At 68.6% G+C, this 19,732-nt stretch carries 18 protein-coding genes; 16 read left to right on the forward strand and 2 right to left on the reverse strand.

Translation table 11 applies throughout. The annotated features are described in order from the left end of the window. The first annotated feature begins 79 nt into the window (after positions 1-79). The 4 genes from AWC03_RS02585 to fadD1 are packed head-to-tail and all read left to right on the forward strand — an operon-like array spanning position 80 to position 4,652. Positions 80-481 (forward strand): Zn-ribbon domain-containing OB-fold protein, encoded by a 402-nt coding sequence (locus AWC03_RS02585; protein WP_085238974.1) that lies wholly within the window; start codon positions 80-82, stop codon positions 479-481. A 30-nt stretch (positions 482-511) separates the two neighbouring features. Continuing rightward, positions 512-1,468 (forward strand): alpha/beta hydrolase, encoded by a 957-nt coding sequence (locus AWC03_RS02590; protein WP_085239042.1) that lies wholly within the window; start codon positions 512-514, stop codon positions 1,466-1,468. Further along, complete coding sequence (locus AWC03_RS02595) at positions 1,465-3,066, forward strand: flavin-containing monooxygenase (RefSeq protein WP_085238975.1); 1,602 nt, start codon at positions 1,465-1,467, stop codon at positions 3,064-3,066. The genes AWC03_RS02590 and AWC03_RS02595 overlap by 4 nt, the downstream gene beginning before the upstream one ends. Beyond that, entirely contained in the window at positions 3,063-4,652 is a 1,590-nt protein-coding gene (gene fadD1 / locus AWC03_RS02600) for a fatty-acid--CoA ligase FadD1 (RefSeq protein ID WP_085238976.1), read from the forward strand. Before AWC03_RS02595 ends, fadD1 begins: the two co-directional genes overlap by 4 nt. Here fadD1 and AWC03_RS02605 read toward each other — a convergent pair. Then, the gene (locus AWC03_RS02605; protein ID WP_249025816.1) at positions 4,628-5,503 is read right to left on the reverse strand and encodes a DMT family transporter; all 876 of its coding nucleotides are present in this window, start codon (positions 5,501-5,503) and stop codon (positions 4,628-4,630) included. The two genes, fadD1 and AWC03_RS02605, sit on opposite strands and share 25 nt — an antisense overlap. Before the next feature lie 254 nt (positions 5,504-5,757). Here AWC03_RS02605 and AWC03_RS02610 point away from each other — a divergent pair, with 254 nt between their 5' ends. The 11 genes from AWC03_RS02610 (at position 5,758) to AWC03_RS02655 (ending at position 16,988) form a co-directional block, all read left to right on the forward strand. Then, the gene (locus tag AWC03_RS02610) at positions 5,758-6,855 is read left to right on the forward strand and encodes a ferredoxin reductase (RefSeq protein WP_085238978.1); all 1,098 of its coding nucleotides are present in this window, start codon (positions 5,758-5,760) and stop codon (positions 6,853-6,855) included. A gap of 16 nt (positions 6,856-6,871) precedes the next feature. After that, positions 6,872-8,278, forward strand: a complete 1,407-nt coding sequence (locus AWC03_RS02615; protein ID WP_085238979.1) for a fatty acid desaturase family protein — start codon at positions 6,872-6,874, stop codon at positions 8,276-8,278. 69 nt (positions 8,279-8,347) lie between these two features. Beyond that, positions 8,348-9,088 carry an SDR family oxidoreductase gene (locus AWC03_RS02620; protein WP_085238980.1) on the forward strand — a complete coding sequence of 247 codons (741 nt, stop codon included), beginning with the start codon at positions 8,348-8,350 and terminating at the stop codon, positions 9,086-9,088. 54 nt (positions 9,089-9,142) lie between these two features. Next, entirely contained in the window at positions 9,143-10,510 is a 1,368-nt protein-coding gene (locus tag AWC03_RS02625; RefSeq protein WP_420845643.1) for a molybdopterin-dependent oxidoreductase, read from the forward strand. Next, entirely contained in the window at positions 10,503-11,027 is a 525-nt protein-coding gene (locus AWC03_RS02630; RefSeq protein ID WP_085238981.1) for a hypothetical protein, read from the forward strand. The genes AWC03_RS02625 and AWC03_RS02630 overlap by 8 nt, the downstream gene beginning before the upstream one ends. A gap of 437 nt (positions 11,028-11,464) precedes the next feature. Continuing rightward, a complete protein-coding gene (locus AWC03_RS26695; protein ID WP_142278307.1) occupies positions 11,465-11,773 on the forward strand; it encodes a hypothetical protein in 309 nt (102 codons plus the stop codon). A gap of 47 nt (positions 11,774-11,820) precedes the next feature. Next, the gene (locus AWC03_RS02635) at positions 11,821-13,419 is read left to right on the forward strand and encodes a class I adenylate-forming enzyme family protein (protein WP_085238982.1); all 1,599 of its coding nucleotides are present in this window, start codon (positions 11,821-11,823) and stop codon (positions 13,417-13,419) included. Next, on the forward strand, positions 13,416-14,189 hold the full coding sequence (locus AWC03_RS02640; RefSeq protein WP_085238983.1) for a class II aldolase/adducin family protein: 774 nt from the start codon (positions 13,416-13,418) through the stop codon (positions 14,187-14,189). The genes AWC03_RS02635 and AWC03_RS02640 overlap by 4 nt, the downstream gene beginning before the upstream one ends. A 41-nt stretch (positions 14,190-14,230) precedes the next feature. Then, complete coding sequence (locus tag AWC03_RS02645) at positions 14,231-15,499, forward strand: amidohydrolase family protein (RefSeq protein ID WP_085238984.1); 1,269 nt, start codon at positions 14,231-14,233, stop codon at positions 15,497-15,499. A 200-nt stretch (positions 15,500-15,699) separates the two neighbouring features. Continuing rightward, positions 15,700-16,170 carry a GbsR/MarR family transcriptional regulator gene (locus tag AWC03_RS02650; protein WP_085239044.1) on the forward strand — a complete coding sequence of 157 codons (471 nt, stop codon included), beginning with the start codon at positions 15,700-15,702 and terminating at the stop codon, positions 16,168-16,170. Then, positions 16,167-16,988, forward strand: coding sequence for a class I SAM-dependent methyltransferase (locus AWC03_RS02655; RefSeq protein ID WP_085238985.1), 822 nt, complete (start codon positions 16,167-16,169; stop codon positions 16,986-16,988). Before AWC03_RS02650 ends, AWC03_RS02655 begins: the two co-directional genes overlap by 4 nt. Before the next feature lie 4 nt (positions 16,989-16,992). Here AWC03_RS02655 and AWC03_RS02660 read toward each other — a convergent pair whose 3' ends face one another. Beyond that, positions 16,993-18,012 carry an NAD(P)H-dependent flavin oxidoreductase gene (locus AWC03_RS02660; RefSeq protein WP_085238986.1) on the reverse strand — a complete coding sequence of 340 codons (1,020 nt, stop codon included), beginning with the start codon at positions 18,010-18,012 and terminating at the stop codon, positions 16,993-16,995. Positions 18,013-18,122: 110 nt separating this feature from the next. On the opposite strand from AWC03_RS02660, the gene AWC03_RS02665 reads away from it, so the two are divergent. Then, a complete protein-coding gene (locus tag AWC03_RS02665; protein WP_085239045.1) occupies positions 18,123-19,724 on the forward strand; it encodes an arylsulfatase in 1,602 nt (533 codons plus the stop codon). Positions 19,725-19,732: the final 8 nt, after the last annotated feature.

The raw sequence follows: 19,732 nt of genomic DNA on the forward strand, positions 1-19,732 counted from the left end.
GCACGATCTCGGCGGCATGAGGCGTCGGCACAACCCAGTCTAACAACTAGATTGCAATTTATGACTCAGGACACTAGCGATGGGCATCCCGATTCCCGAACCCACGCCGGTGTCGCGGCCCTTCTGGGACGGCCTGGCCCAGCACCGCATCCGGGTGCAGTACTCACCGTCGTTGGGGCGCTACGTCTTCTATCCCCGCACGCTCGCCCCCGGGACACTGGCCGACGACCTGCAGTGGCGCGAAATCGACGGCGAGGGAACGCTGTACACGTTCACCATCGCCCGCCGGCCCACCGGGCCGCCGTGGGCGGACGCCCTGCCGCAGCTGCTCGCGGTCGTGCAGTGGGACGCAGGGCCCAAATTCAGCACCGAGCTCGTCGACGTCGACCCGGGCGACGTCCATATCGGCATGCGGGTCGAGCCGGTGTTCTACGATCTGCCCGAAGCCGGAATCACCCTGTTGAAGTACCGGCCGGCATGACCGACTTGGGCGACGAGCTCGGAGGTGTACATGGACGACCCCTTTGGCGGCGTCCGGGCGTTTTTGCGTGAGTTGGACGTGGCATTCCCGCGTATCGAAACCATGACCGCCGTGCAGGCTCGCGCGGCTGTCGCCGAGCGGCGCCGGCCCGTCGACAACATCGACGACGTCCGCCACACCGAAGACCGGTCGATTCCCGGTCCGGCCGGGGACATTCCCGCGCGGATCTACTACCCGCACGGCGAACCGCAGGCGGACCTCCCCGCGATCGTGTTCTACCACGGTGGCGGATTCGTGTTGTGCGACATCGAATCTCACGACGGATTCTGCCGCGCACTGTCCCGCGGCGTGCAGGCGGTCGTCGTGTCGGTCGGCTACCGCCTCGCGCCCGAACACCCGGCTCCCGCGGCCGCGCTGGACGCTTTGGCCGCGTTCCGCTGGGTGGTCGACCACGCGCCCGAACTCGGCATCGACCCTGCGCGCACGGCCGTCGCCGGCGACAGCGCCGGCGGCAACCTCGCCGCGGTGACCGCCATTGGCTGCCGCGACCGGGCCGTGGCCGCGCCGTCCGCGCAACTGCTGATCTATCCGGTCATCGAGCCGTCGTTCGACACCGACAGCTACCGGCGCTGTGCCTCCGGCTACTTCCTCACCAGCGCCGCCATGCAGTGGTACTGGCGCCAGTACCTGGGTGCGGAAACACAGCCGGGCCACACCGATTTGGTGGCGCCGGCCCGCGCCGAGTCGCATGCCGGCCTCCCGCCCGCAGTGATCGTCACCGCCGGCCTCGATCCGCTGCACAGTGAGGGCTGCGACTACGCGCGCCGGTTACGCGACGCGCGGGTGCCCGTCGTGCACCGCGATTTCCCGGACCTGTTTCACGGCTTCCTGACCATCCCGGCCTTTCCCCCGGCGGTCTCGGCGCTCGACCTGATCTGCGCCGACCTGCGCGGGCTGCTCCGGACGACCCTTCGCGAGGCGATATGACCGACACCGCAATCAAAGACGTGATCGTGATAGGCGCGGGGTTCGCCGGGCTCTACGCCGTGCACCGCGCCTCGTCGGCGGGACTGTCGGTGCTCGGCGTCGAGGCGGCGCCCGACGTGGGCGGCACCTGGTATTGGAACCGCTACCCTGGCGCGCGGTGCGACGTCGAAAGTGTGGACTATTCCTACTCATTCGATGAGGAACTCCAGCAGAGCTGGACATGGACCGAACGCTTCGCCGCCCAACCGGAGATCCTTGCCTACCTGGGCCACGTTGCCGACCGGTTCGATCTCCGCCGCCACTACCTGTTCGGGGTCGACGTCGTCGGCGCCGCCTTCGGCCAGGGCCACTGGCGGGTCCGCACCCGCGACCAACAGACCTATGCCGCCCGGTTCCTCATCTGCGCGACGGGTTGTCTGTCCGCGGTCAACCGCCCGGACATCCCCGGCGCCGACGATTTCGCGGGCGCGGTCTACTTCACCGCGGCGTGGCCGCGCGAGGACCCCGACCTGCGTGGCAAGCGCGTCGGCCTGATCGGCACCGGATCCTCCGGCATTCAAGCGGTTCCGATCGTCGCCGCGCAGGCGGACCGGCTGGTGGTGTTCCAGCGGTCGGCCAACTACAGCATCCCGATGCCCAACCGACCCTGGACGCAGGAAGAACAACAACAGATCCGCGAACAGTATCCCGAGCGCCGCCGCGCCTCGGCCTACGCGGCGTCGGGCACACCGCACGGCACGTACCACAAGAACGCGGTCGACGCCGACCCGCAGGAGCGCGCCGAAGCCCTGTGGCGGCGCTGGCGCGAGGGCGGCGTGCTGTTCGCCAAGACGTTCCCGGACCAGAACTCCGACCTCGCCGCCAACCACATCGCCCGGGAGTTCGCCGAGGAGCGCATCCGCGAAATCGTGGCCGATCCCGTCGTCGCCAACGACCTCATCCCCGTCGACCACCCGATCGGGACCAAGCGAATCTGCACCGACGGCGGGTATTACGCCGCGTTCAACCGGGACAACGTGGAGCTGGTCAACCTCCGGCGCGAACCCATCGAGACCATTACCGCCGACGGCGTGCGAACCACCGCCTCGACCTACCCGTGCGATGTGCTGATCTTCGCCACCGGCTTCGACGCGCTCACCGGCGCTCTGACCCGCATCGACCCGGAAGGGCCGGGGGGAGCGCGGCTGCGTGACGTCTGGGCCGACGGCCCGCTGACCTTTCTCGGGCTGATGGTGCCCGGCCTGCCGAACATGTTCACCATCAGTGGACCGGGCAGCCCCTCGGTGCTGGCCAACATGGTGCTGCACGCCGAGGTTCAGGTCGACTGGGTCATCGAGCTGATGCTGTCGATGCGACGCCTCGGGGTGACGGAGGTGGAGCCGCGCCGCGACGCCGCCGAGGCGTGGACGGACCATGTCGCGAGTGCGGCCGAGCAGACGCTGTTCCCGAAAGCCGCCTCGTCGTGGTACCTCGGCGCCAACATCGAAGGCAAAAAGCGGATCTTCATGCCCTACGCCGGGGGATTCGGCACGTATCGGCGCCACTGCGACGAGGTGGCGCGCCGGCACTATGCCGGGCTGGTGCTGACCACCCGATGATCGAAACGGTTCAGCAACTGCTGCGGGGACGCCGGGACGACGACACCCCGGCGGTCGCGCACGGCGAGCGCGTCTGGACCTGGAGAGAACACCTCGCGGAGGCCGAGGCGGAGGCCGCCGCGCTGATCGGTCTCGCCGATCCGGCCCGTCCGCTGCACGTCGGGGCCCTGCTGCCCAACTCCCCGGCGATGCTGCGCGCCATGGCCGCGGCGGCGCTGGGCGGCTACGTGCTGTGCGGGATCAACACCACGCGGCGCGGCGCCGGGCTGCTGGCCGACATCCGGCGCTCCGACTGCCAACTGCTGCTCGTCGACCCCGAACACCGGGACCTGTTGGACGGCCTGGATCTCGGCGGGATTCAGGTGCTCGACGTGACCGGCCGGCGCTACGCCGAACTGGTGGCCGCCGCGCCGGCCCTGGAACCGCACCGAGAGGTCGCCGGCGACGACACCCTGATGATGATCTTCACCTCCGGAACCAGTGGCGACCCGAAGGTCGTGCGGCTCGCGCACGCGATGGCGATCATGTGCGGCGCCAGCCTGATCTTCCAGTACGACGTCACCGCCGCCGATGTCTGCTACCTGTCGATGCCGCTTTTTCACTCCAACGGCGTCGCCGCCGGGTGGGCGGTCGCCGTCGGTGCGGGCGCCACCATGGTCCCGGCCCGGTTCTCGCCGTCACGCTTCCTCGACGACGTGCGCCGCTACGGCGTGACGTATCTCAACTACGTCGGCAAGCCGCTGGCCTTGATCCTGTCCACCCCCGAACGTCCCGACGACGCGGACAACACGCTGCGAGTGGCGTTCGGCAACGAGGCCACCGACCGCGACATCGCCGAATTCGCAAGGCGTTTCGGCTGCCGCGTGGTGGACAGCTTCGGTTCCAGCGAGTTCGCGGTGATCGTCGTCCGCGAGGACGGCACGCCGCCGGGGTCGATCGGCAAGCCATATGCGGGGGTCGCCATCTACAACCCGGCGACGCTGCGCGAGTGCGCCGTCGCGGAGTTCGACGAGCACGGGGCGCTGACCAACTTCGACGACGCGGTCGGGGAACTCGTCAACACCCAGGGCGCGGGCCCGTTCGTCGGCTATTACAACGACCCGGCCGCGACGGCGGAGCGGATGCGGCACGGCATGTACTGGTCGGGCGACCTCGCCTACCGCGACGCCGACGGCTGGATCTACCTGGCCGGCCGCACCGCCGACTGGATGCGGGTGGACGGCGAGAACCTGGCGGCGGGCCCGATCGAGCGGATCCTGGGACGCCTGCCCGAGGTCAGCCAGGCCGCCGTCTACGCGGTGCCCGACGACCGGGTCGGAGATCAGGTGATGGCCGCGCTGGTATTGCGGGAAAGAGCGCGGCTCGGCCCGGACGACTTCGCGAAGTTCCTTGCCGCGCAACCGGATCTGTCGCCCAAAGCCTGGCCCCGGTACGTGCGCATCAACGCCGACCTGCCGACGACGGCGACCAACAAGATCCTCAAGCGTGCGCTGATGTCTGCGGGTGTCACCGCGGAGGGCGGTGTCTTGTGGACGCGCCCGGCGCGCGGCACCACCTACCGTCAGCTGACGGCTTCGCCGGCCTGAGCCGATTCAGAAAGGTCCTGCGGCGCTTCACCGAACCGCGCCAGCACCAATGTCGCGGACACGGCCACGGCGAAGCCCGCGATAACCAGCCAGCCGAGTCCGTCGCGCGCGCTGTCACCCAGCCACACCACTCCGACGAACGCGGGGGCGATGGTTTCACCGATGACCATCCCGGCGACGGCCGTGGTCACCGAACCGCGGTGCAGGGCGGAGGTCAGCAGCAGGAAGCCCGCCGCCCCGCCCGCGACCGCCGCGTACAGCGCCGGATTGGTGTAGAACGCGCGCTGGGTGGGATCGAGCACCTCGATCAGCCGCACGCCGACCTCGATGACCCCGAAACCGGTTCCGGCCGCCAGTCCCAGCGCCAGCGCGCGCGGCCGGTCCGGCAGCCGGCCCGCCACGGCGCCGGCGATGAGGATCGCCGCCACCACCCCCAGTAAAGCCCAGCCCAGCCCGGCCGGGGCGCGCCGGAAGTGCCCGTGCCCGGCGGCGAGTGCGAGGACGACCAGGCTCGCGCACACCACGCCCACCGCGCCCCATTCGGTGGGCGACAACCGCGCCGACAGCAACCATGCCGACGCGATGCCGGTGACCGCGATCGAGGCCGCCAGCGCGGCCGCGACCACATAGATGGGCACCAGGCGCAACGCCGCGACCTGAAGCAGGAAGCCGAACCCGTCGAGGCCGACGCCGACGAGATAGCGCCACTGCCGGGCGGCGCGCAACAGCAGCACCGTGTCGACACCGCTGCCGCTGCCGGCCTCCACCGAGCGGGTCGCCGCCGCCTGCAACACCGAGGCCGTGCCGTAACAGACGGAGCACCCCAGCGCGAGCAGGAATCCGATCAGCACACGTCGAACAATAGGCCGCTGCCACGACTGGCGCGGGTGCCCGACCGGCTGAGATCTGTCTGAACAAATGTTTGGGCGACGGCGCGTGCGGGCACGTCAGAGGTAAGCGTGGCTGGGGGTTGGTCAACTCATCACAACTGGCGAACAGTCATGCGCTGTGTTTGCGGTCATTGACGGTTTGTCAAAATAAAGCGCCACAAGCTGATTCGAAAATTACGTTTAAACTCAGTGTACAACTGTGTACTCTAGCGAACATGGCAGAGCGCGGTGCCCAGCCCCACGTCCCATGGGGACGACGGTTGTTCCTGCGGGCGGTGCGGCGGTTGTTCAGCCCGCTGCAGCCGGACGACTACCTCGAGATGATCAACCCGCTGTGGACCACCAAGGAGCTGCGCGGAAAGGTCGAAGGCATCGAGCAGCAGGGCTCGGAAGCGGCCAGCATTCTGATCCGGCCCGGCTACGAATGGCCCGGTCACAAGCCCGGTCAATACGTGCGCCTCGGTGTGGTCATCGACGGCGTCTACCACTGGCGCGCCTACTCACTCACGTCTGATCCCAGGCCCGAAGACGGTCTGATCAGCGTCACGCCGAAGAGGGTCGACGGCGGGGTGGTGTCGCCGTATCTCGTGCACAAGATTCAGCCGGGGGACTTGGTACGGCTGGGCGACATCGAAGGCGTCTTCACGCTGCCCGAGCCCTTGCCGGAGAAGCTGTTGTTCATCAGTGCCGGAAGCGGCATCACCCCGATCATCAGCATGCTGCGCGACCTGGACCACCGGGACGAAGTGCGCGACGCGGTGGTCCTTCATTCGGCGCGAACCCGCGAACAGGCGATGTTCCTGCCCGCGTTGGAAGAGCTCGAGAAGCGGCACGCGGGGATGCGGCTGGAGCTGCGCCTCACCTCCGAACAGGGCCGACTGACGCCCGACGACCTGGACGACGTATGCCCGGACTGGCGTGAGCGCGAGGCGTTTTGTTCGGGCCCCGGGGAATTGCTCGACGCGCTGATCGAGCACTGGGAGGACACCGGCGATCGGGACCGCCTGCACTTCGAGCGGTTTCAGCCCAAGATCGGCGGCGACGCCAACGCCGGCGAGGGTGGCACCGTCTGCTTCCTCGACAGCGACAAGGAAGCCGAATGCGACGGTGGCACATCGATTCTCGAGGCCGGCGAAAAGGCTGGTCTCAATCTGGCCTACGGCTGTCGCATCGGGATCTGCCATACCTGTGTCGGGACGCTGAAATCGGGCAAGCTGCGCGACCTGCGCTCAGGTGACGTGATCGAACCCACGGGTCAGGACGTGCGGATCTGCATCAACACCGCCGAAGGTGACGTGCAACTGGAACTTTGATCGAAAGGAGCGGCCGGTGACAACTGCCGTGAAAAAGGGTGCGGACAGCCCGCTCGCGCACCTGAGTGAACAAGAACTGGAAAAGCTGGCGAAGGAATTCGACGCCATCCACGACGAGGTGTTCGCCGACCTCGGCGACCGGGACCGGCGCTACATCAAGAACGTCATCTCGGCGCAACGACAGATCGTGGTGGCCGGCCGGGTGCTCTTGCTGGCCTCGCGCTCGAAGACCGCGTGGCTGCTGGGCACCGCCTGCCTCTCGATGGCCAAGATCTTGGAGAACATGGAGATCGGCCACAACGTGATGCACGGTCAATGGGACTGGATGAACGACCCCGACATCCACTCCTCGGTCTGGGACTGGGACACCGCGTCCACCGCCGAGTCGTGGAAGCACTCGCACAACTACATCCACCACACCTTCACCAACATCCTCGGCAAGGACAAGGATCTCGGCTACGAGATCATGCGAATCGACCCCAACCAGAGATGGGCGCCGCGCTACCTGGGCCAACCGATCTACAACCTGCTGCTCACCCTGCTGTTCGAGTGGGGCGTGGCCGTCCACGACATGGACATCGACGCCATCCGCAAGCGCGAGAAGCCGTGGTCGGAGGTGCGCAAGGATCTGCGGGGCATCGGCGTCAAGGCGCGCGCTCAGATCTACAAGGACTACCTCGGCTGGCCGGCCATCAGCGCCGGCGCCTTCGCCCTCACTCAACTGGCGTTGCGCGGCGGGCTCGAGCAGCCGGCCAAGTCACGGTTGGGCAGGAGGCTGCGCAAGGTGTCCAGCCGCGGCCGCATCGGCGCCGCGACGAACTTCCTCGACAAAGTCGCGCCCGGCGTGGAAAGCACCTACCTGCGCACGCTGGCCGCCGATGCGCTGGCCAACGTCATCCGCAACGTGTGGGCGCACGCCATCATCTTCTGCGGCCACTTCCCGGATCAGACCTATACGTTCACGCAGGAAGAAGTCGAGAACGAGACGCGCGGCGGTTGGTATGTTCGCCAGTTGCTCGGCGCCGCGAACATCGACGGCAGCCCGCTGTTCCACATCGTCAGCGGCAATCTCGGTTACCAGGTCGAGCACCACCTCTACCCGGACATGCCGAGCAGCCGCTACTCGGAGATCGCGCCCCAGGTCAAAGACATCTGCGAGCGCTACGAGTTGCCCTACAATTCCGGCCGGTTCGGCAGGCAGTGGTTGATGGTGCACCGCAGCATCTTCCGCCTGGCCTTCCCGGGCGGAAAGCCCCGGCCGAAGCCCGGCCCCTACCGTGGCAACGTCCACCGCCCCGAGCCCGGGCGGTCCAGTGAGGGCACGCGATTCCGCGACCGGGTCCCGGCCGAGCACCCGGCCGCGGGTCCCGAACACGAGGGCACCGGCGTCCAGGTGCAACCGCCACCGCGCGGCAAGGACTGACCCGGCACCCGGGCGCCCCGAGTAGCCTTAATCCGCAAGGGGATTCGGGCTGCTGACTCAGGGAGCGCAATGGCGGGCATCGACGGGCAGGTGGTGGCCATCACCGGGGCAAGCAGTGGCATCGGGGAGGCGACCGCTCTGCTGCTCGCCGAGCGCGGAGCGCGGGTGGTGCTGGGCGCCCGGCGGGTCGATCGGCTCGACGACGTTGCGCGACGGATACGCGCGCGCGGCGGACAAGCCATCCTTTGCGAGACCGATGTCTCGCGACGTGAACACCTCGCGCGGCTCGTCGCCGCGGCCGCCGGCGAGTTCGGCCGGCTCGACGTCCTGGTGGGCAACGCCGGCATCAGCAAGGTCGGGCCGATGTCCGATCTCGACGTCGACGGGTGGTCGGCGATGATCGACGTCAACCTGCGGGGCGTGCTGCACGGGATCGCCGCGGCGCTGCCGGTGTTTCGGCGCCAGCGACGCGGCCACTTCGTCACCACGGTGTCGACCGCGGGGCTCAAGATCGTCCCCACCATGGCGGTCTACGCCGCCACCAAGAACGCCGTTCGCACCGTGATGGAGGGACTGCGCCAGGAGTCCACCGACGGCGTCATCCGGACCACGTCGATCTCACCGGGATTCGTCGACACCCAACTCGACAGCTCCATCGACGACCCGGAGGCGCGCGCGCAGATCCGGCGCAACATGACCGACTTCGGCCTGCCGCCGGCGGCGGTGGCACGCGCCATCGCGTTCGCCATCGAACAGCCGCACGACGTCGAGATCGGCGACATCACCATCCGGCCGACCGTCCAGGGATAGCACCGGGTCGCCGAATCTGAACCATTTGCGTCGACCGGTCGTGGATGATCATCGATGATGCGCCGCATCCGCGAGTCCGATAGCGAAGACGCCGAGCCGACGGGTGATTCCGGCGGCTACGGGTTTCCGGCGCGCCTGTGGCGTCGGTTGGACGAGCACCCGCCGCCGGGGGTCGACCGGGCGCAGCGATGGCGCAGCCCGCTGCGGGGTCCGTGGCTGACTTCCGTGTTCGGTTCGGCGCTGCTGGTGACGCTGCCGATCGTCGTCGTCACCGGCCTGCTGTCCTACATCGCCTACGGACCGCGGTTCGGCCAGGCGATCCCCGGCGATGTCGGGTGGCTGAAGCTGCCGACGTTCGACTGGCCCACCAAACCGTCCTGGCTGTATCGGCTGACCCAAGGGCTGCACGTCGGGCTCGGTCTGGTCCTGATCCCGGTGGTGCTGGCCAAACTGTGGTCGGTGATACCGAGGCTCTTCGCGTGGCCGCCCGCCCGATCCATAGCCCAACTGCTGGAACGTGTTTCGCTGCTGATGCTGGTCGGCGGCGTGCTGTTCGAAATCGTTACGGGTGTGCTGAACATCCAGTACGACTACGTTTTCGGATTCAGCTTCTACACCGCGCATTACTTCGGCGCGTGGGTGTTCATCGCCGGGTTCGTCGTCCATATCGCGATCAAGCTCCCGGCCATGTGGTCGGGCCTGCGCTCGATCTCACCGCGCGACGTCCTGCGCACCGGGCGCGCCGCGACCGCGGCCCAGGCGTGGGAACCGGACGGATTGGTCGCCGCGAATCCGCAGCCGGCGACGATGAGCCGCCGCGGCGCCCTGGCGCTGGTGGGCGGCGGGGCGCTGTTCATGGCGGTCATCACGGCGGGCCAGACCCTGGGCGGCTACGCGCGGCCGGCCGCGCTGCTGCTGCCGCGCGGGCGCACCCGCGGGGACGGGCCCAACGACTTCGAGATCAACCGGACCGCCGTGGTGGCCGGCATCTCCGCCGGGGACACCGGCGAACGCTGGCGGCTGACGTTGAGCGGCGGACCCCGCGCCGTCGCACTGGACCGCGCCGCGCTCTTGGCCATGCCACAGCACACCGCCGTGCTGCCGATCGCCTGCGTGGAAGGCTGGTCCACCACCCAAACCTGGACGGGGGTGCGGCTGGCGGACTTGGCCCGGCTGGCGGGCGTTCCCACACCGGACTCGGCGCGCGTCTCCTCGCTGGAGCGCTCCGGCGCGTTCGGCCGCGCGACGTTGCAGGGTAGCCAGGTGCTGCACCCCGACGCGCTGCTCGCGCTGCGCGTCAACGGAACGGATCTTTCCCCGGACCACGGCTTCCCGGCGCGCATCGTCGTGCCGGCGCTGCCCGGGGTGCATAACACCAAGTGGGTGGAGTCCATTGCCTTCCGGGCGGCCGCGAATGCGTAGCGCCCGTGCCGGTTTCGTCAGGCTCTACGGGTCCCGCCCGTTGCACCTGTTGACCCTGATCGCCGGGTTCGCGCTCTTGGGTTACGTGGTGGCCACCATCGGACCGGCCACGCTGTGGAATTCACACGTGTGGTGGCAGTCGATCATGGTGTGGTTCGCCGCGGCCATCGTCGCCCACGACCTGATTTTGTTCCCGATCTACGCACTGCTCGACCGGCTGCTGTCGCGGACCGTCGTCCGGCTCGCGGTGCCGCGCGTCCCGGCGGTCAACCACATCCGCGTGCCTGCGCTGGGCGCCGGTCTGACGCTGCTGGTGTTCCTCCCCGGCATCATCGAACAGGGCGCCGCGACCTATTCGGCCGCGACCGGGCAGACCCAGGATCCTTTCCTGGGGCGCTGGCTGCTGCTGACGGCCGCGATGTTCGGGATCAGCGCCGCCGCCTACGCGGTCCGGCTGACAACGGCGCGCAGGCGGCCGGGGCGCGCGCCCGGGCTACATGTCGGCGATGATGCGTAGCCGCTGCGCGCTGTACTCGGTATCGGGGATCGCGCCGCGGGTGTGCACTCCTCGAGCCGTCTGAGGCGCTCGGACGGCGGCCGCGACGGTGCGGCATGGCGCCGCCCTCGTTGGTGCTCCACCCGGCGTCCAGGTCGACGAGACGCAGGGCAAACTCAGGGCGACGTACCGGGTCGGCAGTAGCCGCGCGACCATCCCGCCGGCCGGCCGTACGACAGCCGTGCTCCTCATCCGCGGTGTACCTCCGATCAGTTCGCTGCGGTGGCAGCGGTGGTGGGCCGAGTGCAATCCGTCCGCGGCGCTACCGAACCCGAGAACGCCGGGTGTCACCACCGTCCGGTGCCGGCCTTGCCGGATTCTTGACGACTTCTTGGAATGTCCTTTGAAGTGCGCGCGCGTTCTGCAGGTCCTGCGGCGCGTAACTACAGTGGTGAGGCGTGGGGAACGGACGAACCAGGACGGCCGCGGCGCTGTGCGCCTGTGGGGCCGCGCTGGTCGTGGGGTTCGGTTGGCCCGGCGACGTGGCCGCGACGGCCGCGGCCGCCCGTTCTTCGTCGAGCGTGTCGCCCGCGCCCCCTCCGAGTCCGGGCGGCGCCCTGCCGGTACAGCCCGCCGGCGGGGGCGGCTGCATCATCGGCCTCAACTGCGGTTGCACGCGCAACTGCCACAAGCCCCGCCCGCGTCCGCCCGACGTTGCGGGCGACCCGCAACACGCCGCGCCGGCACCCGCCCCGCAGGACCCCTAACGGGCATTTGCCGACGTGGCCCCGCGCGGCTTCCCTATCATCTGCTCATGCAGACCGCGTGGTCACCGGCCTTCACCGACGAGGACTCGGCCCGGTTCCGGGCCGCCGGATGGTGGTCTGACTCGACGCTGTCGGACGCGGTGCGTCGCAACGCCGAACGGTCCCCGGATCGTCTCGCCTACCTCGACCATCCGGGGACGGGGTTGACCTGGACCGAATTCGACCGTGCGGCGACCGATTTGGCCGAACATCTGGCCGGTGCGGGGGTGTCTCCCGGCGATCGGGTGGCGGTGTGGCACGCCGACTCGGCGGCCCTGCACGTCCTGTTCGTGGCGATCGAGCGCTGCGGCGCGGTGGTCGTGGGCGTCGGCGCGCGGGCCGGAACCCGTGAGGTCGCGGCGATCCTGCGCAGCGCGCGGCCGCAGATCCTGATCAGTGATCGGCAGCGCGGCGACGCCGCGGCGGTTGTCGCCGAGCAGCTTTCGCTGCCCACCCTGGTGTTGAGCGCCGACAGCGGCGCACCGCGGCTCAACGTCGCGGCGCCGCCCAAGACGCTGGACGGCGAAAGCCGACTGGGGCCCGACGAGGTCTTCCTCATCAACTCCACCTCGGGCACCACCGGCCTGCCCAAGTGCGTGGTGCACACCCAGAACCGTTGGTACTACTTCCACCAGAAGGCCGTCGCCAACGGGCTGCTCACGGCGGCCGACAGGTTCCTGCCGGTGATACCGACGCCCTTCGGATTCGGGCTGTGGACCAGCCACACCACGCCGATCTACCTCGGCGCCACGGCGGTCATCGTCGAACGGTTCACCGCCAAAGCGACCTGCGAGGCGATATCCCGGCATCGAATCAGCGTGTTGTGCTGCGTGAGCACGCAATTGACGATGCTGATGGCCGACCCCGCCACTCGCGAGTACGACCTGAGCTCGCTGCGTGTCGTGTTCACCGGCGGCGAGGCGCTGCCGTATCGGCCGGCCGCCGAGTTCGAGGAACTCACCGGCGCGACGATTCTGCAGTTCTACGGCTCGAACGAAACGGGGATGCTCAGCGCCACCACGGTCGACGACTCACGCGAACGCCGGCTGCGCACCGGCGGCCGGATCGTCCCCGAAATGTCGGTCCGGCTCTTCGACGGGGACCGGGATGTCACCGAGACGGGACGCGGCCAGCCCGCCTGCCGCGGCCCGGCGACCAGCCTGGGTTACCTCGGCGGCACCGATCACGACAAGCTGTTCACCCGCGACGGCTGGATGCGTATGGGTGACCTGTGCGAAATCGACGACGACGGCTATCTCACGGTCACGGGCCGCACCTCCGACTTCATCCTGCGCGGCGGCAAGAACATCAGCGCGACCCAGGTCGAGGACGCCGTCACCACCCACCCCGCCATCGCGGTCGCGGCGGCGGTGGCCATGCCCGATCCGGTGTTCGGCGAAAGGGTTTGCCTCTACGCCGAACTCGTCGACGGGGTCACTCTGGACCTGCCCGGGCTGTCCGAACACCTGTTGGCGCTCGGAGTCTCCAAGGAACTGTTGCCCGAACGGCTCATCGTGGTCGACGAGCTCCCGCGATCGTCGGGCGGGAAGGTTGCCAAAGGCCGGCTCCGCGAGGATATTCGAGCCAGAACGGAGGGGAGATCATGAAAGCTCCTGACGCCCGCCGGGGCGGCCTGGAAGTCTGGGCGCCGTCGGTGGTTCCCCCGATCGGCGTCGAGCTCTCCGACGAGCAAGCCCTCGCCGTGGCCTTCCGCCACCTGGCCGGCATCGGATTCGCCGAGAACATGGCCGGACACATCACCTGGCAGCCGGACGGGCAGACCGAGATGCTCGTCAATCCGTGGGGGCTGTGGTGGCAGGAGGTGACCGCCTCCGACATCTGCGTCGTGGACGCCGACGCCCGGGTGCTGCGCGGCCGCTGGGACGTCACCCCGGCGATCCACATCCACACCGAGCTGCACCGCGTCCGCGACGACGCCCGGGTGGTCATCCACAACCACCCGTACTACGTCTGCGTGCTCGCCGCCCTGGGCAGGCTGCCCGAATTGGTGCACCAGACCGGGTCGCTCTTCCTCGACGACCTGTGCCTGGTGGACACCTACGACGGCGAGGTCGACAGCCCCGCTCGCGCCGCCGAGCTGGCGGCCCGCATCGGCTCGGCCAACCTGACCATCCTGGCCAACCACGGCGTCATCGCGACCGGGCGCAGCCTGCCCGAGGCCGTCTACCGTGCGGCGTCGATCGAGCGGGTGTGCAAGCTGGCCTACGACGTGCTGCTCACCGGCATCCAGCCGGTCGCCATGAAGTGGTCGGACATGGCCGGCATGCAGCGGTCGCTCGTCGAACGCGCGGCCGACGTGTACTGGGCGGGAGCGGCCAGGATGACCATCAAGGCCGATCCCGACGTGCTCACGTGAACCGCGCACTCAACGCCGCCGTCAGGCAAGGAGATTGACGAGTGAAATCGATCGACGAGCTGGCCGCCGACCTGAGCTTCACCACCGCCAAGACCGGCGGGCAACGCTCGGTCACCTTCCTGCCGGACCCGCCCCGGGCACCGCGCCGCTACACGGTCATCTCGGTCGACGACCACATCGTCGAACCGCCGGACACCTTCACCGGCCGGATGCCGCGCAAGTTCGCCGACCGTGCCCCCAAAGTCGTGGAAACCGACAGCGGGGGACAGACCTGGGTATACGACGGCCGCGAGCTGCCCAACGTCGGCTTCAACGCCGTCGTGGGCCGGCCGGTGGCCGAGTACGGCTTCGAACCGGTGCGGTTCGACGAAATGCGCAGGGGCGCCTGGGATATCCATGAACGTGTCAAGGACATGGACCTGAACGGCATCTACGCCTCGCTGAACTTCCCGTCCTTCCTGCCCGGGTTCGCCGGCCAGCGACTGCAGCAGGTCACCACCGACCGCGACCTGGCGCTCGCATCTGTGCGCGCGTGGAACGACTGGCACCTGGAGGTCTGGGCCGGGTCGTATCCCGAACGCATCATTCCGTGCCAGCTGCCGTGGTTACTGGACCCCGAACTCGGCGCGAAGATGATCTACGAGAACGCCGAGCGCGGGTTTCACGCCGTCACGTTCAGCGAGAACCCGGCGATGCTGGGATTGCCGAGCATCCACTCCGGGCACTGGGACCCGATGATGGCGGCGTGCGCCGAGACCGGCACCGTCGTCAACCTGCACATCGGTTCGTCGGGGTCCTCGCCGTCCACCACCGACGACGCGCCGCCGGACGTGCAGGGCGTGTTGTTCTTCGCCTACGCCATCTCCGCGGCGGTCGACTGGCTGTACTCCGGACTACCCAGCCGCTTCCCCAACCTGAAGATCTGCCTGTCGGAGGGCGGAATCGGCTGGGTCGCCGGGCTGTTGGATCGCCTCGACCACATGCTCAGCTATCACGCGATGTACGGCACCTGGCAGGCGCTGGGCGAAAGCCTGACTCCCGCCGAGGTTTTCACCCGGAACTTCTGGTTCTGCGCGGTGGAGGACAAATCGTCGTTCGTGCAACGCGACCGGATCGGCGTGGACAACATCATGCTGGAAGCCGATTACCCGCATTGCGACTCCACCTGGCCGCACACCCAGCAGACCATCCACGAACAAATCGGCGACCTCCCCCCGGATGTGATCCGCAAATTCAGCTGGGAGAACGCATCTCGCCTGTACCGCCACCCCGTCCCGGCAGAGGTACAGCGCGATCCCGAGGCCTTCTGACCCGGACTGCCGCGGGCGAGCACCAAGCGCAAAATCGCGGTTGCGTGGCTATCGCACACAAGCGAGTCAAGGATGGGCCAGCGACGCGATCGACCGCGCGCTGGGCACGTCGACCGTGGCCAGCGGTGGCCAGTTTACGGCCCGCGTCGCATAAATTACGTTTAGTATGTACTAAACGAATTATGACGTCGGAGGATCAGATGTCTCCGGAAGAGGCCGAGTTCGTCGATCGCCTCGGGCTGTTCTTCGAGCTTCTCGGCGCCACTCGCACCATGGGCCGGGTGTATGGCTGGCTGCTCATCTGTGATCCGCCGCAGCAGTCGTTAACCGAGCTGGCGGCCGCCTTGTCGGTGAGTAAGGCATCGATCAGTACCGTTGCCCGGCAGCTGTTGGAGGGCGGCATGGTGGAGCGGTTGCCGAGTCCGAACCGGCAACACCTCTACCGGGTCGCACCGGGCGGATTCACCAGCGTGCTGGAAACGCAGCTGTCCCTGATGCGGCTGGGGATCGAGCCGGCCGAGTTCGCGCTCTCCGTGCTAGGCGAGGATCGCGCCGAACAGCGGCGACGCGTCGAAGACTTCCGCGATTTCTGCGAGTTCTGCACCCGGGCCTACCGAGACCAGCTCATGCAGATGTGGACCGAATATCGAGCGGCAAGGAGGCAGCCATGACCGCGACGGACGAAGTCGACTTCACCGGGGTGAAGTGGGGATCGGTCGAATGGACGAATCTCGTCACCCTATATCTGCGCGCGTATGAAAGCCGTTCGGAACGACCGATTCTGGGAGACAGGGCGGCTGCCGAAGCGGTGGACCGGATTCACTATGACTTCAAGAGGATCCATCGAATGTCGCTGCCCGCGTCGAACCAGTACCTGGTCGCCCTGCGCGCAAAGCAGCTGGACGGCTGGTGCGCCGATTTCCTTCGGCGCAATCCCGACGCGGTGGTGCTGCACCTGGGCTGCGGCCTGGACGGTCGCGCCTTCCGGGTCGCGGCGCCGCCGTCGGTTGCGTGGTTTGACATCGACCAGCCCGCTGTCATCGAGCTGCGGCGGCGGCTCTATGACGACACCGAGCGTTACCGGATGATCGGGTCGTCGGTGACCGATCCGGAGTGGCTGGATCAAATCCCCACCGGGCGCCCCACGCTGGTCGTCGCCGAGGGCCTGCTGATGTATCTGACCGAGCAGCAGGTGCGCCAGCTGCTGCGGCGCCTGACCGACCGGTTTGATTGCGGCGAAATGCATTTCGACACGCTGTCGGCGCTGGCGCCGCTGCTGTCGAAGGTGTTCACCAGGGGCATCATCAAGTGGGGCATCCGCGACGCGCGGGAGCTGCAGACGTGGAACCCCAGGCTCCGGCTGCTCGAGCAGTCACCCGCCCTGGCGGGTTACCAGAAAATCGAATCGACCGCGGTCCGGTGGATGTACAGGCTGACGTGCGCAACGCCCGGCGGCAAGTACGACGTCCTGAACCGTTTCGCGTTCTGAGGCGTCACAACTTGGACGCCAGCCGGCGCAGGATGTCGGACGCCGGTTCGGCGGTGGCGTTGCGGTATCCGGTGCCGGCCCACAGATGGACAAAGTCGGGCCGGCCCGCCGCGGCCGCGGCCTTGCGCAGCGGGCTGGTGAGGTGATGGAGGGCGGGATAGCCCAGCGGTGCCTGCGTCTGGTGGGCGTCGATGAACGCATTGCGCAGCCCGCGGGCGGGGCGGCCGGTGAAGGCATGCGTGAGCACCGTCTCGGTGTACCTGGGATCGGTCAGGGCCGCCTGGTGGGTGGCCGAGGCGCCGCTTTCGTCGGCGCGCAACAGAACCGTCCCGACGGCGGCGGCCGCCGCCCCGGCGCGGATGACCTCGGCGACGGCGGCGGGGGTGGCGAGCCCGCCGGCCGCCATCACCGGCAGCGGCACCGCCGCGACGACCCGTGCGACGAGCTCGGCGATCGGCACCGGCGTCAACGGCGTCCGCGGCGAGAGTGTGCCGGAGTGACCACCGGCGGGCACCGCCTGCACGGCGAGCATGTCGACCCCGGCGTCGCGCGCCTGCACTGCCTCCTCGGGCGTGGTCACCGTCTGCACCACGACGCTACCGGCCTTGCGCAACCCGACAATGACGCTTGGCGGCGGAATGCCGAACGTGAACGACACCATCGGGACCGGGTCGTCGAGCAACAGCGCGATCTTCTCGTCGAATTTGTCGGTGTCCTCGACGGGGTCCGGGGGCAGCGTCAGGCCGAACTGGTCCGCCTCGCGCTGTACGATCGCGGCATAAGCCCGGTAGCTCTCGGCGTCGACCGGCAGGGGATTGGGCGCAAACAGGTTGATACCGAACGGGATTCCTTCGGCCCGAACCTGTTTCACCTCCGCCTCGACGGCCTCCACCGTCTTGTAGCCCGCGGCCAGCATGCCGAGGGCGCCGGCGCGACTCGCGGCCGACACCATCGCGGGGGTCGTCGGGCCGCCCGACATCGGGGCGGCGACCAGCGGCAGGGACATCCCGAACTGCGCCAGCATCTCCAGAACCCTCCCTTTTGATGGGCGCGCAGAGCGCCGCATCCGACAATAACGGCGTGCCGCCACGGCGGCATTCCGCCCACGGGCGGGACCTGGCAGGATGCTTCAGCGTGAAAAGGCCCAGCTTCCTCGTGATCGTTGCGGACGACCTCGGGTTTTCCGATATCGGCGCGTTCGGCGGAGAAATCGAGACACCCAACCTGGATCGGCTCGCCCACGCCGGGGTCCGGTTCACCGACTTCCATTCCGCGCCGGCCTGCTCGCCCACCCGGGCGATGCTGCTGACGGGAACGGACCACCACGTCGCCGGGATCGGCACCATGCTGGAGGTCGCGGGCCCCGGCTTCCGCGGCGCACCGGGGTACGAGGGCTACCTCAACGACAGGGTGGTGGCGTTGCCGGAGCTGCTGCGCGACGCCGGATACTTGACGTTGATGTCGGGCAAGTGGCATCTGGGCGCCACCATCGAGACGTCGCCCTGGGCACGCGGATTCGAGCGGTCGTTCGCGTTGCTGCCGGCCGGCGCCAGCCACTTCGGCGGCGGCGGCGCCCGGAGTTTCTCCCCGGTGCCAACGCTTTACACCGAGGACGACCAGTTCGTCACCGTCGGGGACGACTTCTACTCGTCGGACTCCTACACCGACAAGCTGTTGCAGTACCTGCGGGAACGCGCACCCGGCGACGACCGTCCGTTCTTCGCGTACCTGCCCTTCCAGGCGCCGCACTGGCCGCTGCAGGCGCCGGACGAATCCATCGCGAAATACCGTGGTCGTTACGATGCCGGGCCGGACGCCCTGCGCGAGGAGCGCCTGGCGGCGCTCAAGCGGCTGGGCCTGTGCCCGCCCGACGTCGAGGCGCACCCGGTGGTCGCGGACGGCGCCGTGGAGTGGGCCGCCATGACCGACGATCAGCGCGCCGTGTCGGCACGCAGCATGGAGGTCTATGCCGCGATGGTCGACCGGATGGACTGGAACGTGGGCCGGGTGCTCGACTACCTCTCGCAGACCGGCGAGCTCGACGACACGGTCGTGATCTTCCTGTCCGACAACGGCGCCGAGGGCGCGATCGTCGAAGCCATGCCATTGGTCGGTCCCCGAATCGCCGAGCAGATCGAAAAGCATTGCGACAACAGCGTGGACAACCTCGGCCGGCCGTCGTCGTTCATCTGGTACGGGCCGCGATGGGCGCAAGCCGCCACCGCGCCGTCGCGGCTGCACAAGGCGTTCACCACCGAGGGCGGGATCCGGGTGGTCGGCTTCATCACCTGGCCCGGCTTCGACCGGCAGGCGCAGATCGGCACCGCGTTCAGCACCGTCATGGACATCGCCCCGACGGTGCTGGAACTGGCCGGGGCCGCCCATCCCGGGGCGGTGTATCGCGGGCGTGAGGTGGCGCCCATCCGCGGCCGCTCGCTGGTGGGGTACCTGTCGGGCGCCGCGGAAACGGTGCACGGCGCCGATACCGGCACCGGCTGGGAGTTGTTCGGCCGCCGGGCCATTCGGCAGGGGGATTGGAAGGCGCTGCACCTGCCCGCACCGCACGGCCCGGGCAGCTGGCAGCTCTACGACCTCGCCTCGGATCCCGGTGAGATTCACGACCTGGCCGACTCGCACCCCGACAAGCTGGCCGAGCTGCTGACGCTGTGGGATCGCTACGTCGAGGAAAACGGCGTGATCCTCGATCCCGTCTCGGTGTTCGACCTCGAGCTCTGACGGCTGGG

The organism is Mycobacterium europaeum (assembly GCF_002102155.1).
Taxonomy (GTDB): domain Bacteria; phylum Actinomycetota; class Actinomycetes; order Mycobacteriales; family Mycobacteriaceae; genus Mycobacterium; species Mycobacterium europaeum.

Excerpts from the sequence above, each read along its gene's own strand:
- AWC03_RS02585 (WP_085238974.1), top strand. The coding sequence starts at position 80 with ATGGGCATCCCGATTCCCGAACCCACGCCGGTGTCGCGGCCCTTCTGG.
- AWC03_RS02590 (WP_085239042.1), top strand. The coding sequence starts at position 512 with ATGGACGACCCCTTTGGCGGCGTCCGGGCGTTTTTGCGTGAGTTGGAC.
- AWC03_RS02595 (WP_085238975.1), top strand. The coding sequence starts at position 1,465 with ATGACCGACACCGCAATCAAAGACGTGATCGTGATAGGCGCGGGGTTC.
- fadD1 (WP_085238976.1), top strand. The coding sequence starts at position 3,063 with ATGATCGAAACGGTTCAGCAACTGCTGCGGGGACGCCGGGACGACGAC.
- AWC03_RS02610 (WP_085238978.1), top strand. The coding sequence starts at position 5,758 with ATGGCAGAGCGCGGTGCCCAGCCCCACGTCCCATGGGGACGACGGTTG.
- AWC03_RS02620 (WP_085238980.1), top strand. The coding sequence starts at position 8,348 with ATGGCGGGCATCGACGGGCAGGTGGTGGCCATCACCGGGGCAAGCAGT.
- AWC03_RS02625 (WP_420845643.1), top strand. The coding sequence starts at position 9,143 with ATGATGCGCCGCATCCGCGAGTCCGATAGCGAAGACGCCGAGCCGACG.
- AWC03_RS02630 (WP_085238981.1), top strand. The coding sequence starts at position 10,503 with ATGCGTAGCGCCCGTGCCGGTTTCGTCAGGCTCTACGGGTCCCGCCCG.
- AWC03_RS02635 (WP_085238982.1), top strand. The coding sequence starts at position 11,821 with ATGCAGACCGCGTGGTCACCGGCCTTCACCGACGAGGACTCGGCCCGG.
- AWC03_RS02640 (WP_085238983.1), top strand. The coding sequence starts at position 13,416 with ATGAAAGCTCCTGACGCCCGCCGGGGCGGCCTGGAAGTCTGGGCGCCG.
- AWC03_RS02650 (WP_085239044.1), top strand. The coding sequence starts at position 15,700 with ATGTCTCCGGAAGAGGCCGAGTTCGTCGATCGCCTCGGGCTGTTCTTC.
- AWC03_RS02655 (WP_085238985.1), top strand. The coding sequence starts at position 16,167 with ATGACCGCGACGGACGAAGTCGACTTCACCGGGGTGAAGTGGGGATCG.
- AWC03_RS02660 (WP_085238986.1), bottom strand. The coding sequence starts at position 18,012 with ATGCTGGCGCAGTTCGGGATGTCCCTGCCGCTGGTCGCCGCCCCGATG.